Source organism: Aquamicrobium terrae, from assembly GCF_052978165.1.
Window position 1 is genome coordinate 943,918 of record NZ_JBRKLZ010000002.1, and the last position, 13,547, is coordinate 957,464.

General features: G+C 61.0%; 11 protein-coding genes. 4 read left to right on the forward strand and 7 right to left on the reverse strand.

From position 1 onward, the window contains the following. Positions 1-110: 110 nt before the first annotated feature. Positions 111-1,331: a helix-turn-helix domain-containing protein gene (locus ACVCNR_RS21635; protein ID WP_447076452.1), complete on the forward strand. Its 1,221-nt coding sequence runs from the start codon at positions 111-113 to the stop codon at positions 1,329-1,331. A gap of 35 nt (positions 1,332-1,366) precedes the next feature. Beyond that, positions 1,367-2,005 carry a Vgb family protein gene (locus tag ACVCNR_RS21640; RefSeq protein WP_447076453.1) on the forward strand — a complete coding sequence of 213 codons (639 nt, stop codon included), beginning with the start codon at positions 1,367-1,369 and terminating at the stop codon, positions 2,003-2,005. Positions 2,006-2,209: 204 nt separating this feature from the next. Here ACVCNR_RS21640 and ACVCNR_RS21645 read toward each other — a convergent pair whose 3' ends face one another. Genes ACVCNR_RS21645 through ACVCNR_RS21665 form a run of 5 tightly spaced genes read right to left on the reverse strand, consistent with a single transcriptional unit; the run spans position 2,210 to position 8,156 of the window. After that, on the reverse strand, positions 2,210-3,727 hold the full coding sequence (locus ACVCNR_RS21645; protein WP_447076454.1) for an ABC transporter substrate-binding protein: 1,518 nt from the start codon (positions 3,725-3,727) through the stop codon (positions 2,210-2,212). A 43-nt stretch (positions 3,728-3,770) separates the two neighbouring features. Next, positions 3,771-5,453, reverse strand: coding sequence for a dipeptide ABC transporter ATP-binding protein (locus ACVCNR_RS21650; protein WP_447076455.1), 1,683 nt, complete (start codon positions 5,451-5,453; stop codon positions 3,771-3,773). Continuing rightward, the gene (locus ACVCNR_RS21655; protein WP_447076456.1) at positions 5,450-6,301 is read right to left on the reverse strand and encodes an ABC transporter permease; all 852 of its coding nucleotides are present in this window, start codon (positions 6,299-6,301) and stop codon (positions 5,450-5,452) included. The genes ACVCNR_RS21650 and ACVCNR_RS21655 overlap by 4 nt, the downstream gene beginning before the upstream one ends. Continuing rightward, positions 6,298-7,236 carry an ABC transporter permease gene (locus ACVCNR_RS21660; protein WP_354198552.1) on the reverse strand — a complete coding sequence of 313 codons (939 nt, stop codon included), beginning with the start codon at positions 7,234-7,236 and terminating at the stop codon, positions 6,298-6,300. The genes ACVCNR_RS21655 and ACVCNR_RS21660 overlap by 4 nt, the downstream gene beginning before the upstream one ends. A gap of 26 nt (positions 7,237-7,262) precedes the next feature. Beyond that, positions 7,263-8,156, reverse strand: coding sequence for a proline iminopeptidase-family hydrolase (locus ACVCNR_RS21665; RefSeq protein ID WP_447076457.1), 894 nt, complete (start codon positions 8,154-8,156; stop codon positions 7,263-7,265). A gap of 151 nt (positions 8,157-8,307) precedes the next feature. Here ACVCNR_RS21665 and ACVCNR_RS21670 point away from each other — a divergent pair, with 151 nt between their 5' ends. Together ACVCNR_RS21670 and ACVCNR_RS21675 are read left to right on the forward strand one after the other, a co-directional pair. After that, positions 8,308-9,111: a helix-turn-helix transcriptional regulator gene (locus ACVCNR_RS21670; protein ID WP_447076458.1), complete on the forward strand. Its 804-nt coding sequence runs from the start codon at positions 8,308-8,310 to the stop codon at positions 9,109-9,111. Positions 9,112-9,186: 75 nt separating this feature from the next. Further along, entirely contained in the window at positions 9,187-10,737 is a 1,551-nt protein-coding gene (locus ACVCNR_RS21675) for a D-aminopeptidase (RefSeq protein WP_447076686.1), read from the forward strand. A 36-nt stretch (positions 10,738-10,773) separates the two neighbouring features. Here the strand turns inward: ACVCNR_RS21675 and ACVCNR_RS21680 are convergent, their stop codons facing one another. Together ACVCNR_RS21680 and ACVCNR_RS21685 are read right to left on the reverse strand one after the other, a co-directional pair. Next, positions 10,774-11,535, reverse strand: coding sequence for an autoinducer binding domain-containing protein (locus ACVCNR_RS21680; RefSeq protein ID WP_354198544.1), 762 nt, complete (start codon positions 11,533-11,535; stop codon positions 10,774-10,776). A 497-nt stretch (positions 11,536-12,032) separates the two neighbouring features. Next, positions 12,033-13,478, reverse strand: coding sequence for an MFS transporter (locus tag ACVCNR_RS21685; protein WP_447076459.1), 1,446 nt, complete (start codon positions 13,476-13,478; stop codon positions 12,033-12,035). Positions 13,479-13,547: the final 69 nt, after the last annotated feature.

Genomic DNA, 13,547 nt, shown 5'->3' on the forward strand with positions numbered 1-13,547 from the left:
CCTTCGTTCGTCTATGATCGGTTTCTCGATACCACCGACCGTTATCGCTCATGGAGGAACCTACGGCGGAGTTTCGGAGGCGCGAGAGTTACAAATGTGACGGGAACGAAATGGACTCTCTGATAAACGCCGCGGCATGGGCACTCGCCAAAGGCGATTTCCTAGGTGCACTCAAGCGGGTCGCCTTGCGTGACGATCCGGCAGCGATGGCCCTGCGCGGCATAGCGATGGCGCAACTTGGCGAGTTCGAGCGCGCAAAGACGTTGCTCAAAAACGCCGCCCGCGCCTTCGGCCCCAAAGAGGCGGTTGCGCGAGCACGCTGCATCGTCGCCGAGGCCGAGATCGCACTGGTCTCACGCAACCTCGGGTGGCCTGAGAAATCGCTCCATGCGGCATGGGCGACGCTCGAGGCGCATGGCGATATGGTAAATGCCGCTCATGCGCGCAATCTTGCGGCCCGCCGCCTGTTGCTGGTCGGACGTCTGGACGAAACGGAACGCCTGCTGTCCGGCCTTGATCCGTCACTTCTCCCGCCTTCCTCACGTGCCGCCTATGAACTCACCGTCGCCGGCGCCGCCATTCGCCGCCTTAGGACAAGCGTGGCGCGTGCCGCCTTTGCCCGTGCCGCCGAGGCAGCAGAACAAGCGGACATCCCTGCGTTGACCACCGAAGTTGAGAGTGCGGCACATATTCTCACCTCACCGGCGGCATGTGTGATCGCAAATGGTGAGAAACGCCCTGTTCTCCTCGAAGAGGTGGAAACGCTGCTGGACTCCGGTATCCTTGTCATAGACGCATGCCGAAATGTAGTGCGCGATCACCGCATGATGATTTCCCTCGCCTCACGACCGGTTCTGTTTGCTTTGGCCCGCGCCCTCGGTGAAGCATGGCCCGGCGACGTATCGAGGGACACGCTCCTCAAACGCGCCTTTCGTGCCCGGCATGCTGACGAATCCCATCGTGCCCGGCTGCGGGTCGAAATTGCGCGTTTGCGCAAGGAGCTGCGCAAGATCGCCAGGATCGCGGCGACGAAGCGTGGCTTTGTTTTGACGCCGCGCAACGTGAAAGAGGTGGCCGTTCTGGTCTCACATGTCGATGAACCGCACGCGGCGACACTTGCCCTTCTGGCGGACGGGGAGGCGTGGTCGAGTTCGGCCCTGGCGATAGCATTGGATACGAGCCCACGTACGATACAGCGGACGCTTGAGCAACTCGCAGCGAACGGCAAGGTGCAGTCCTTCGGCAACGGCCGGACGCGGCGCTGGACGATCCCATCCGTTCCCGGCTTCCCGACAACATTGTTACTCCCGGGACCTCTGCCGGGCGGGTAGGCTGTAGCCATGAGACTTCGGACAGGAGGATATCCATGAAAAGTTCTGCGGCTGAAATTATCGGAGAGTATGGCCCCTTCCCCGGAGTAAGCCAGGTACATGGACTCACATTCGACGGGCAGCATGTCTGGTTTGCAAGCGGAGACAAGCTGAACGCCCTCGATCCGGAAACTGGCGAGATCGTGCGGGTGATCGATGTCGCTGCCCATGCAGGGACCGCCTTTGACGGCACGCATCTTTTCCAGATCGCCGAGGATCGCATCCAGAAGATCGATTTGGAGAGCGGTCGAGTGGTCGCCACTATTCCGGCTCCAGGCCATGGCGGCGATTCCGGGCTGGCTTGGGCCGAAGGTTTTCTCTGGGTTGGTCAGAATCGTGGCCGGAAAATTCACCAGATCGATCCCGAGACAGGTGACATCCTGCGGACAATCGAGTGCAAACGCATCGTGACCGGTGTCACCTGGGTTGATGGCGAACTTTGGCACGGCACGTGGGAGGGCGACGAGAGCGACGTGATGCGGCTCGACCCGGAAACGGGTGAGGTCATGGAACAGATCGGGATGCCTGCTGGAACAGGCGTGTCCGGTCTGGAAGCTGGCGGCGATGGCCAGTTTTTCTGCGGCGGCGGAAATAGCGGCAAGATACGGGTCGTCCGTCGGCCGAAATCAGTCTGAGCTGACGACCGCAATCCGTGATCTTTGGCACGCCCGCCCCTGCCGACGGCCGTGCCAAATGCACTGCGGATGGCATAGGCCGGCCGCGTCAGATGTTTCCAGCCACCAACGACAGCGGCCAGGCATAGGGGGGGCGGCCGCGTAGCTCCTTGCATCGATCAAAAGATCGATGCAAGGAGCTCTTGCCGATGATCCACGCCAGCGTCAGTTCTTCACAGTATCTTCCAGGAAAAAGCGACCGAGGGGGTTCTGATAGAAGTTTTCGATGTTCTTGCGCGTAACGTTGATGAAGGGGCTGTAATAGAGATCGATCCAGTGGACGTCGCTCTTGGCCGTCTTCTGGATTTCCATATACATCGCCTCGCGCTTGGCTGGGTCCATCTCGACGCGCGCATCCGCCACGAGGTTCTTCACCGTCTCATTCTGATAGCGCGTCATGTAGTTCATGTTGGAATCATGGCCCAGCACGAAGGTCGTTTTCTGGTCCGGGTCGATGACGTCATAGGTCCAGTACATGACCGAGAGGTCGTAGTCGCCCGCGATCAGCATGTCCCAGCTCTGGCTCGGGTCGACCTTCTGCAAGTTCGCCGTCACGCCAGCCTTGGCAAGCTGCTGCTGCAACAGAACGGCGATCTGCTCGTCCACCTCGTTGCCGGCGTTCACGACATAGTTCAGCGTCAGATCGGCGGCACCGGCGTCAGCCAGCATCTGCTTGGCCTTCTCCGGATCGTAGGGACGCTGAAGCGCATTGTCGTCGTGGTAGAGAGCGCCCCTGGGGATATAGGAATTGGCGACTTCGCCCAGGCCGAAAGTCACGGTGTCGACGATCGCCTGCTTGTCGATAGCCATATCGAGCGCCTCGCGCACTTCCTTCTTGGCCAGCGGGCCGTGTTCGTGATTGATGAGCAAGTGGTCTTCGCGCGTCGAGGTGTCCTGCGTGACGACCAGTTCCGGGTCCTTCTTCAGTTCGGCCACGCGGGAGAACGGCACGAAGAGGGCGGTGTCCAGTTGCCCCGCCTGCACGTTCAACATACGGGTGTTGTCGTCCGGCACCGAAATCCATTCGACGCCGTCCAGCTTGACGCGGTCGGCTTCCCAGAAATTGGGATTCTTCTCCAGGATGACGCGATCGCCGCGGCGCCATTCCTTCAGAGTAAAGGCGCCCGAAGCGATCGGCTTTTCGGCATAGGCATCGGCACCCATGGATTCGAGCCCCGCCTTGGACAGGATCGACGCGCCCGGCATGGCAAGAGAGGCCAGGAACGGTGCCGACAGCGTCTTGAGCTTCACCACCAGAGTGCGTGCGTCCTCACCCTGGGCGGCGGTGTCGATCACCTGATAGGAATCGCTCCACAGCGAGCCCTCGTCGTCGCGAATGCGCAGCAGACTGTAGGCGGCATCCTCCGCGGTGATGGGCGAGCCGTCGGAGAACTTGGCGTCGCGCAGTTTGAAGGTGTAGGTAAGCCCATCTTCGGAAACCTCCCAGCTTTCCGCCAGGCCGGGCTCCAACTCCTTGCCGGACCTGTCGACCCGGATCAGCACATCGTAGACGTTCGAAAACACCCAGAAATCAATGTTCTGGGCCGTCTTGATCGGATCGAAAGTCGTGGAATCCTCACGCCGACCAATGGTCAGAACGCCCGCCGCCTCGGCGATACCCGCCCCGAACGACAGCCCGGCCATCATGGCTACCAAGCTGATTTTCATCCATTTGTTTTTCATCGTCGTGTTCCCTTCTGAATGGTCTGGATCTGACTGCTTGCCGCTATGCAACTTCCCGTGCCGCCTGCGGCAGAAGCGGCTTGTCCGGATTGATGTCGGGAATGGCCTGTATCAGCGCCTGCGTATAGGCATCCGCCGGATGCTCGAACACTTGCGCCGCAGAGCCCTGCTCGACGATATGCCCCCGATGCATGACGACAACCCGGTCACAAAGGTTGCGTACGATGGCGAGATCATGCGCGATGAACAGCAATGTAAGGTTCATCTTGCGTTTCAGCACGCGGAACAGATCGAGGATCTGCGCTTGAATGGTGACGTCGAGGGCTGCCGTGCTTTCATCGGCGATGATCAGGCGCGGCTCCACTGCCAGGGCGCGGGCAATGCCGGCCCGCTGGCATTGCCCGCCGCTCATGCTGCGAGGACGCCGACCGGCAAACTCCCGCCCAAGGTCGACAAGATCGAGCAATTCGCCGACGCGCGCCGGAATTTCGGCGGGCGGGGTCCGTCCCTGTACTTTCAGCACCTCAGTCAGCATCTCTCCGATGGGGAGGCGAGGGTTCAGCGCATTGTACGGGTCCTGGAACACCATCGCCGTTTCACGGCGAAGCCGGCCAAGAAACGCAATGCAGTCATCGCGCAAGCTGGTTCCATCGAAAGTGATATTGCCCGAGGCAATCGGTGTCAGCCCCAGGATTGCCCGCGCCAGGGTGCTCTTGCCGCTGCCCGATTCACCGACGATACCGACCGTCTCGCCCGGCATGACCTTGAGCGACACGCCCGCTACCGCCTGGACCGCGCCCGATCGCCCTCCGAACAGACTGCCGGCTCCGGCGAAGCGGACATTGAGGTCGTTGACCTCAAGCAAGGGTTTGCCTGTTGCTGCCGTTACATTTGGCGGAGGTGTCGCCGCTGTTTCCTCCGTCGACGGCGACGGCATCGAGGGGTGGCTGCCGATAAGCGCTTTCGTGTAGGGATGGGTAGGCGCGCGCAGCAGGTCGCGCTTTTTCCCCTGCTCGACAAGCCTGCCCTCGCGCATGACGGCGATACGGTCGCAGGTCTGGGCCACGATGCCCAGATCATGGGTGATCAGGATAATCGACAGACCGCGCTCACGGCGTATGTCCATCAACAATTGCAGGATTTGCGCCTGGATGGTGACGTCGAGTGCGGTCGTCGGTTCGTCCGCGATGAGGATTTCCGGATTGCACGACAGCGCCACCCCGATCATTGCCCGCTGGCGCATGCCGCCGGAAAATTCGTGCGGATAGGCATCGAACTGTCGTTCCGGATCGGGAAAGCCGATCTGATGCAGGATCGCGACTGCCGCCTTGCGTGCCGCCCGGGCCCCCAGCTCCTGATGAAACCGTATACCTTCCGTCAGCTGGTCACCGATGGTCATCACCGGATCCAGATGGCTGGTCGGATTCTGGAAAATCATCCCGATTTTGCCACCGCGAACGTTCAGCATCTGGGTCTCGGTCGCCTTGGCCAGATCGCGCTCCCCAAGCATGATGGAGCCATTTACGATCCGCATGCTTCTGGAGGGCAGCAGGCGGACCAGCGTGCGGCAAAACAGGCTTTTGCCTGAACCGCTTTCGCCGACCAGTCCAAGGACTTCGCCCTTTCCGAGATCCACTGAAACCTTGTCGAGCAGCATGCGCGGCTCGCCGCCCGGCAAGTCCAGATTGACGGTAAGATCTCTGACGCTGAGGACGGGAGCGCTCATTCCTTTACTCCCAGAGCATCGCCAAGCGCATCGCCGAACATGCTGAAGCCAAAGGCAAGCATCACGATGGAAAGACCGGGAAACAACGTGATCCACCAGGCGGTGGTAATGAAAGGCTGGCCTTCGGCAACCATGATGCCCCATTCCGCGACAGGCGGCTGGACGCCAAGCCCCAGATAGCTGATGGCCGCGCCGTTAAGCAGGACGAGCACCGCATCCGACATCGAAAAGACCACCGATCCCGCTATCGCGTTCGGCAGCAGATGCCGGAACATGATGCGCGACCGGCTGAAGCCGAGGCTTACGGCGGCAACGGCATAGTCGCTGTTTTTCAACACAAGCACCTGCGCGCGGATCAGCCGTGCGTAGGAAACCCAGCCCACCAGCGCCATCGCGATATAGAAGCTGCCCAGTCCTGGTCCCAGTATGGCGATGATCGACAGCACCAGCACAAGGAAGGGAAACGCCAGGATGATATCGATGAGCCGCATGAAGAGCGCGTCAACGATTCCGCCGAAAAACCCCGCCACGGTGCCGACCAGCGTGCCGATGATGAAGGGAAAGATGACGCCCAGCATCGCTATCTGGAGATCGATGCGCACGCCCCAGATAACCCGCGAGAAAACATCACGGCCGAAATTGTCCGTTCCGAACGGATGCGCCCAGGATGGGCTTTGCAAGCGGATTTCGGCATTCTGGGCGATGGGATCGTAGGGCGAAATATATGGCGCGAGCAGCGCCGTCAGCACGAAGGCGGTCAGGATCGCCGCGCCGATCATCAGGGTCGGCTGCCGGCCGGGTTGCCATCGGCGACCGATCCGCCTTCCGTCCAAAGCCCGCGCGCTCATAACTTCACCCGTGGATCGGCAGCGACGGTCACGATGTCGGCGATGAGGTTGATGAGCACCGTAGCGCAGGCCAGTATCATCGCCACGCCTTGCACTACCATGTAATCGCGCGAGAAGATCGCCCGCACCAGCAATTGCCCGATGCCGGGAATGGCGAACACACTTTCGATAACCACCGTCCCCCCGATCAGCCAGCCTATGTTGATGGCGAGCAGGTTGATGGTCGGCACCATCGAGTTGGGAACGACATGACGCCAGAAGACCACCCGCTCGGGCATGCCGCGCGCCCTTGCGGCGGTGGCGACATCGGAACGCAGGCCCTCCACCATCGCCGCCCGCAGGCTGCGTGTCAGCACGGTCGAAAGCGAAAGTGCGATCGTCAGGCTGGGCAGGATCAGATGGGCGATCTTCTCTCCCAGCGTCTCGCCATAGCCGGAAACCGGCAACAGACCGAGGTTGACGCTGAACAGGATAATCAGCATCAGCCCCAGCCAGAATGGCGGAAAGCCGATGCCTGCCGTTGAGATGACACGCACAGCGTGATCCGCGAACCGGCCATGGTTGCGAGCAGCAAGGGCGGCCATCGGCACCGCGATCAGCACCGAAAGTGTCACGCTTGCCAGCACCAGCACCAGCGTCGGCTCGATACGGGTCATGATGAGCTTCAGCACATCGATCTTGTAAAGGATCGACTTGCCCATCTCGCCATTGAGCAGGTTTTTCACGAAGTAGAAATATTGAAGCCACATCGGCTCATCGAGGCCGTATTGGCGGCGGATGTTGGCAATGGCCGTAGGCGTAGCGCGTGCGCCCAACAGCACGCGGGCAGGGTCGCCAGGGATGAGCCGGACCAGCACGAAGGTAACGACGCTGATGCCGAACAGCACCGGAAGGAACTGGATCGGGCGATAGAGGACGAACTTGTACCGGTGCATGCCTCAACGTCCCGACATACAGTGCTTCATGTGCCCGCTCCGTGACGTGACAGGAAATCGACCAGTACGCGGTAGTAATCTTCGGGATTCTCGTAAAACGGCATATGGCTGGAATTGCGTATGATGCCCACTTCCGCTTCTGGCATGGCCGTTTTCATGCGCAAAGCGCATGCAGGTGTCAACTCGTCGTGCTCGCCATTGACGATCAGCACCGGCGCCTTGATTTTCGGCAGGTCCGGCACGCGGTTCCAATCCTTGAGGTTGCCAGTATAGAGAAACTCGTTCGGTCCCTGCATGGTTACGTACGGGCCCATGTTCCAGTCGTCCAGCGAGCGGCGCACGGGGGCTGGCCACTCCGGCAGGCGGCAAACATGACGATAGTTGAGCAGGGTAATGGCCGCCATGTATTCGGGGTGATCCAGCGTGCCTTCGGCCTCATGCTTCTGCATCATCGCGACGGTTTCGGAGCCGAGCGCGGCGCGCAGCCGCTCAAGCTCGCTGACCAGATGGGGTATGTCCGCGACCGTATCGGCCAGGATAAGCGAGGCAAGATTTTCAGGATGGGTCAGCGCATAGTCGATGGCAAGCCATCCGCCCCAGGAGTGCCCCAGCAAATGAACCTTGCCGAGGCCGAGTTCGCGCCGCACGGCTTCGGTCTCCGCGACATAACGGCCGATCGTCCAGAGCGAGGCGTCGTCCGGCCGATCCGAGGCGCCCGTGCCCAACTGGTCGAAGGCGACGACCCGATAGCCGTGATCGATCAGACAGGAATGGGCTTCACGCAGGTAGTCGCATGGAAGGCCAGGCCCGCCATTGAGGCACAGAACCGTGCCGGGCCCCTTGCCGAAGCTGTAAGCTCTTACCCGATGCCCATCGACGCGGATATCGACCTGTTCGTCCGAGCTGATCTCACGCCACATGGTTTTGCTCTCTCCCCTCGTGAAGCGGCATCACAACCACCCGCGGCCCGCTGCCCTTGGTAAGTTTATTCGCCAGCCATGCTTTCGCCAGCTATAAGAAATGATAGTTTTAAGGATGTGTCCCCCGCGGCGAAGGAGACTGGCGGCAGGCATGCTCGACCGGATTGAGACGATCAGACACCAGTTCGCCCGGTATCGGACCCTCGAAGAGCGCATCGACCATGCCTTCGAAGCCATGAAGGAACTCGGCTTCGGCACCATGATCTATGATTACACGCCGGTCCCCATGGATTCCGATGGTCATATTGCCATTCCGTCATTGATGAAGCTGCGCAACATCTCGAGCGGCATGCAGGAATACTGGTGCGACCGCGGCTATTTCCTCATCGATCCGGTGCAATTGCTCGCCGCACGTACGTCTGTGCCCTTCTTCTGGGACTACGAAGCGGGCGCCGACATACGCATCCGTCATTTCGTGACTTCGGAAACCGAACCGGTAGCGCGCTATCTGCTCGACCACGACATGTCGGCCGGGGTGACGGTTCCGATCCATATGCCGCATGGCGGCTATGCCACCGTGACCGGCACGCTCGCGCAGGGCGCCACCGCAGGCGACGCGCTGCACAACATCGCCGATTTCGGCCTGCTCGCACAGGTCTTCCACGAAGCCGCATACCAGGCCTATCCCGATACCGTGCCGGGCCTTGCGCCAGTCCAACTCAGCGCGCGGGAAAAGCAGTGCCTGCGCTACTGTGCCGATGGCTACTCGGCCAAGGAGATTTCGCGCCTCATCGGCCGCTCGATCCCGACAGTCGTCTTTCACCTCAGCACGGCGACGAAGAAGCTGGGTGCCCGAAACCGCACCCAGGCGGTCACCATGGCCGTGCGCTACGGTCTCCTCGACCAGCCCGAAGCCGCCTACCGACATACGGGGATCGCCACCACAAAAAATTGACTTCCGTCGCAGGGTATCGTCACTACCGGTTCCATTTGCGGTAGCAACATCGGGAGTCCTGCATTGGCGAGCGAGATCCATCTTTCATCCCTGAAGCGGGCGCTCGAGGGCCTGCCTGAAAAATTCAAGGGACCGGGCGGCGTCGCGGGCGTTGTGGCGAACGGGGAGGTTCTGGCACGGCAGGCATGGGGATATGCCGACATGGCGCGCGGTCAGACCATGACGACAGCTACCCGGCTGCCGATCTGCTCGATCAGCAAGCAGTTCACATGCGGCGTCCTTCTGGATCTGGTGGGCGATCCTGCCCGCCTCGACGGGCGCGTCGCCGATTTCCTGCCGCGTCTCGAAGGCCGGACGCCGAGCGTCGCCAACTTCTGCAACATGCAGTCGGGCCTGCGCGATTATTGGGCGCTGACCGTGGTGCAGGGCGCGCACCCCGAAGGGATCTTCGGCCACGAGGACGCCAGGCCGCTTCTGGCCCGTATGTGCACCACCCACTTCGAGCCGGGCAGCAGCTATTCCTATTCCAACTGCAATTTCCGCATCCTGTCCGATCTCCTGGAAGATTTCGCCGGCCGTTCCCTTACGGAGCTTTATGCCGAACAGCTGTTCGGGCCTGCCGGCATGGAAACCGCGCTTTTGACTGCCGACACCAGCAAGCCTGTGGATGGCGTTACCGGCTATGAAGGCAACGACCAGGTCGGCTTCTTCCCCGCCACCAACCGCATCTACTGGACAGGTGACGCCGGCATCTCGGCTTCGCTGGAGGACATGCTGGCATGGGAGCGTTACATCGATGCTACCCGTGACAACGCGGAAGGACTTTATCGGCGCCTGTCGCAACCGCAGACATACAGCGACGGCACACCTGCGCGCTATGGCTACGGCCTTTCGCACGAGACGGTGGACGGCGTTGCCGTGAGCGGGCATGGCGGCGCCCTGCGCGGCTTTCGCCTACAACGCATGCATGCGGCATCGAAGCGGTTGTCGGTCGTCGTCTTGCTCAACCACGAAGCCGATTCCCATGAGGCGGCGCGTATGTTGCTGCGTGCGGCCCTTGGTCATGACGAGACACCAGCCTCAGCCGACACGGCCGATGAGGGCTGGAACGGCCACTATCTGGACAGGGCCAACGGTCTTCTGCTCGGCGTAAAGGCGGACGGCGCGATGCTCGATGCGCACTACGCCACCTCGTCCGAGCGGCTGCGCCTGAACTCGAAGAACACCGCCGAGGCACCCTCGATGACCCTGGCGCGTGACGGCGACGCCATTCGGTTGAACCGACCCGGTGAAAACCTCAGCGCAAGCGCGGTCCGCGTCACTGGCGATGCTGTCCCAGGGTTGGAAGGAAAGTATTTCTCGCGCGAACTGGAAGCCTGGCTGGAAATCGACAGAGCCGGCACCGCGTTGTTCGGCTGCTTCGAAGGTTTGTTGGGCCGTGGCCCCATGCACACGATCTACCCCGTGGGGCGGGATGTGTTCGTGCTGTCCTGCCAGCGTTCAATGGATGCCCCTGCCCCCGGCAACTGGACCATCCAGGTCGAAAGGGACGCCGCCAAAAACATTCGCGGCCTTGTCATCGGCTGCTGGCTGGCCCGGAACATCGCCTACGAGAAAGTGGCCTGAAACCGGCGCCGCGAACCAATGCGCAGCGATCGCCAGTTACAGGTCGATCAAGCGGTAGTGGAGGGCGCGCACAACGGCCTGGGTGCGGTTCCTGGCGCCGAGTTTCTTCGCCGCTGCGGAGAGGTGCATCACAACGGTCGGTTCGGAGCGTCCGATCACGCGTGCAATTTGCTTTGCCGAATAGCCCTCGGCGCACAAGCGGAGGCACTCCCTTTCTCTTCGCGAAAGGGACGCGACGCGTACCTTATGTGCGGTGGCATCGAATTTCGCGTAGGCGTTTTCATGGAATATATGGGCAATAAGACCTAACCTGGCGATACTACCTGCGTCACGGCCAAGTTCGAGGTCTCCAGCGTTGCAGATGGCCGTCACGGTTGCATAGCCACCACCCGGCATGTGGATCGGGACGGTGACACCGGTCGTCTGGTCGCGATCGCGAAGGTAGCGCACCGCCGGTTCGGCATCGTCGACTAGGAAGGCGCGAATGTCGGTCTCGGACTTGCGGTCCAGGTCCCAGAAGAAGGGTGTAGAGGTTTGTGCCGCGAGGCGTTGGGTCGGATCGATGCGGTAGTAGCCCTGGTCGAACCAGTAGAGTCGCATGTCTTCGTCGACATTGCGCAGCATAAGCAGCGATGGCAGCATTAACGTCCCGTCGATATCCAGCGTGACGGGAGTATAGTCGTATACCAGGCGATGAAAGCCGAACTGGTGCACGGCCGCCAATGCCTCGTCGACGCAGTCGTCAAGCGTTTGGCAACCGCCAAATCGCTGCCTTATCGCGCCAATTTCGTCGAGCATCTCATTGCCCCGCAGCCAATGACAACCTGTCAGCTCCTATAGCATATGTGCGGCGCAAATTCCGATTAAGTCTTCCAAAGCACGGCTCTTGAAATCGGAACCGGCGGGATTGAACGAAGCCGCTGACGCGACTGTTTGCATCTGACACGGCTCCGGAGAGGGCCACGAATTGGAAGACCCCTCTGCTCTCGGCCTTATGACCCATGCGGCACAGGTTCCATGTCGGCGGGTCTAACACTCTCACGCCGGGGCCATATCCTGCCCTCGATACGATCTGTGGCGGAAACTCTACGAAAATGTCAAAGCGCAGGAGGGTATCACCCTGAATCTCGGCATTGCAGGGATCTGCAACGAGCAGAACTCGGCATCCACCCGCCACAGCGAACCAAAATATTGATGGCAACTTTCTGGTTCTCCCCGAACTGGGGCAATTGTCCCAATCCGGAAAGTCCGATGCGTGGATGACGCACCGGGCTTTCGTTGTTCGCAGCCGCAGGTCAGGCAAGCTCGACGGCATCGCTTCTGGTTCGGGCAACCGCAATTTTCCTGGTTGTGACTGCCGCGAGTATCGGCGCTGCAAGAAATACCACGAAAAGCCAAAACGCGGCTCCTGACGCGCCTGCAGCGCCGTCTCCATTGCGCAATCCACCAAGATTGGCCACCATGCCGGCGGCGGCTGACCCGAACGCCGTGGCAAAGAGCTGCACGGTGCTGACGGAGCCGGCTGCAAGTCTCTGCTCTGCGGCGGAGACTTCGTGGAAGACGTTGGTCACCAAATGCGGCCATGCAACTCCAATGCCAACTCCGACCAGGAGCAGACCGCCGCTTACCGCTGTCATTTGCCATAACGCGCCACCCGGAACGGGCAGCAGCACGGCCAGGATTGCCAACCCCGCGAGCACGAATGCCGGGCCGGATGCGATGGCGCGCAATCCGGCGTCGCCGTTGCGACCCGCGCTCGCCAATGAGCCGAGCGTCCAGCCCATCGCCATGAGCGCAGCGAGATAGCCGGAGATCAGTGGAGATTGCCCATGCAAAACCTGCAGGAAATATGGAACGAAAATGTCAGTCTGCATGCCGATCACCAAAAGGACGATGGTCGCATATAAGGCAATGAGCCGGCTCCCCCCCACCAGGCTGCCAGCGGGCAGCAGGCGCGCATTTCCCATGCGCTCGACAAGCACAAGCAGGATGACAAGAATGACCGCGACCAGCAGCCCGGCGCCGTTCCAAATCGGGTCGAAGGACGCGCTGCCGGCGGACACCGCGAGCACGGAAGCGGCCAGCAAGGCAAGTTGAGGCAACGGTAATGGCGCTGAAGCAGTCTGATCGTTCTCTTTCGCGGGCAATACCGCGAGCGCGACCAGGCCGAAGATCAGGGATAGAGGAACAAGCGACCAGAAGGCAGCACGCCAGGCATCCAGTTCCGCAAAGAAGCCGCCAACGGCAGGACCAACCAGAGTGGAAACGCCCCACATGATCGAGATCAGGCTTATCGCCCGCGACCAGAGTGCTTCCGGATAAACCAACCGGATGACCGCGTAGGCGAAAGCATAGAGCAACCCGCCGCCAAAACCCTGCACGAAGCGACCGGCAAGAAGAACCGAAAATGCAGGTGCCGCGGCACAGATCAATGAACCAGCCGCAAAGAGTATCGTCGCAACCAGATATGCGCGACCCGCTCCCGCCCGATCGAGAACCCGCGATGCGATGGCCGCGCCAAGGATTGACGCCACCACGAACAATGTTGCGCTCCAGGCATAGAAGCCAAGCCCGCCGATCTCTTCGACGACCGATGGCAGGATGGTGGTAACGATATAGATATTGAGCGCATGCATCATGACGCCACCTGCGAGGATGACGGAGAATACGGCGCTCCGGCCGGTCATAAGGGCGGCCCAACCAGGGCGGGTTGCACCCGGCGAAACAGTGTTTGTGCTCATAGGAAAGCTCCCGCAGCCTTGCTGCGACCTGCAATTTTCGTAGGAGTGACGGAGGAACGATAGGTAAAA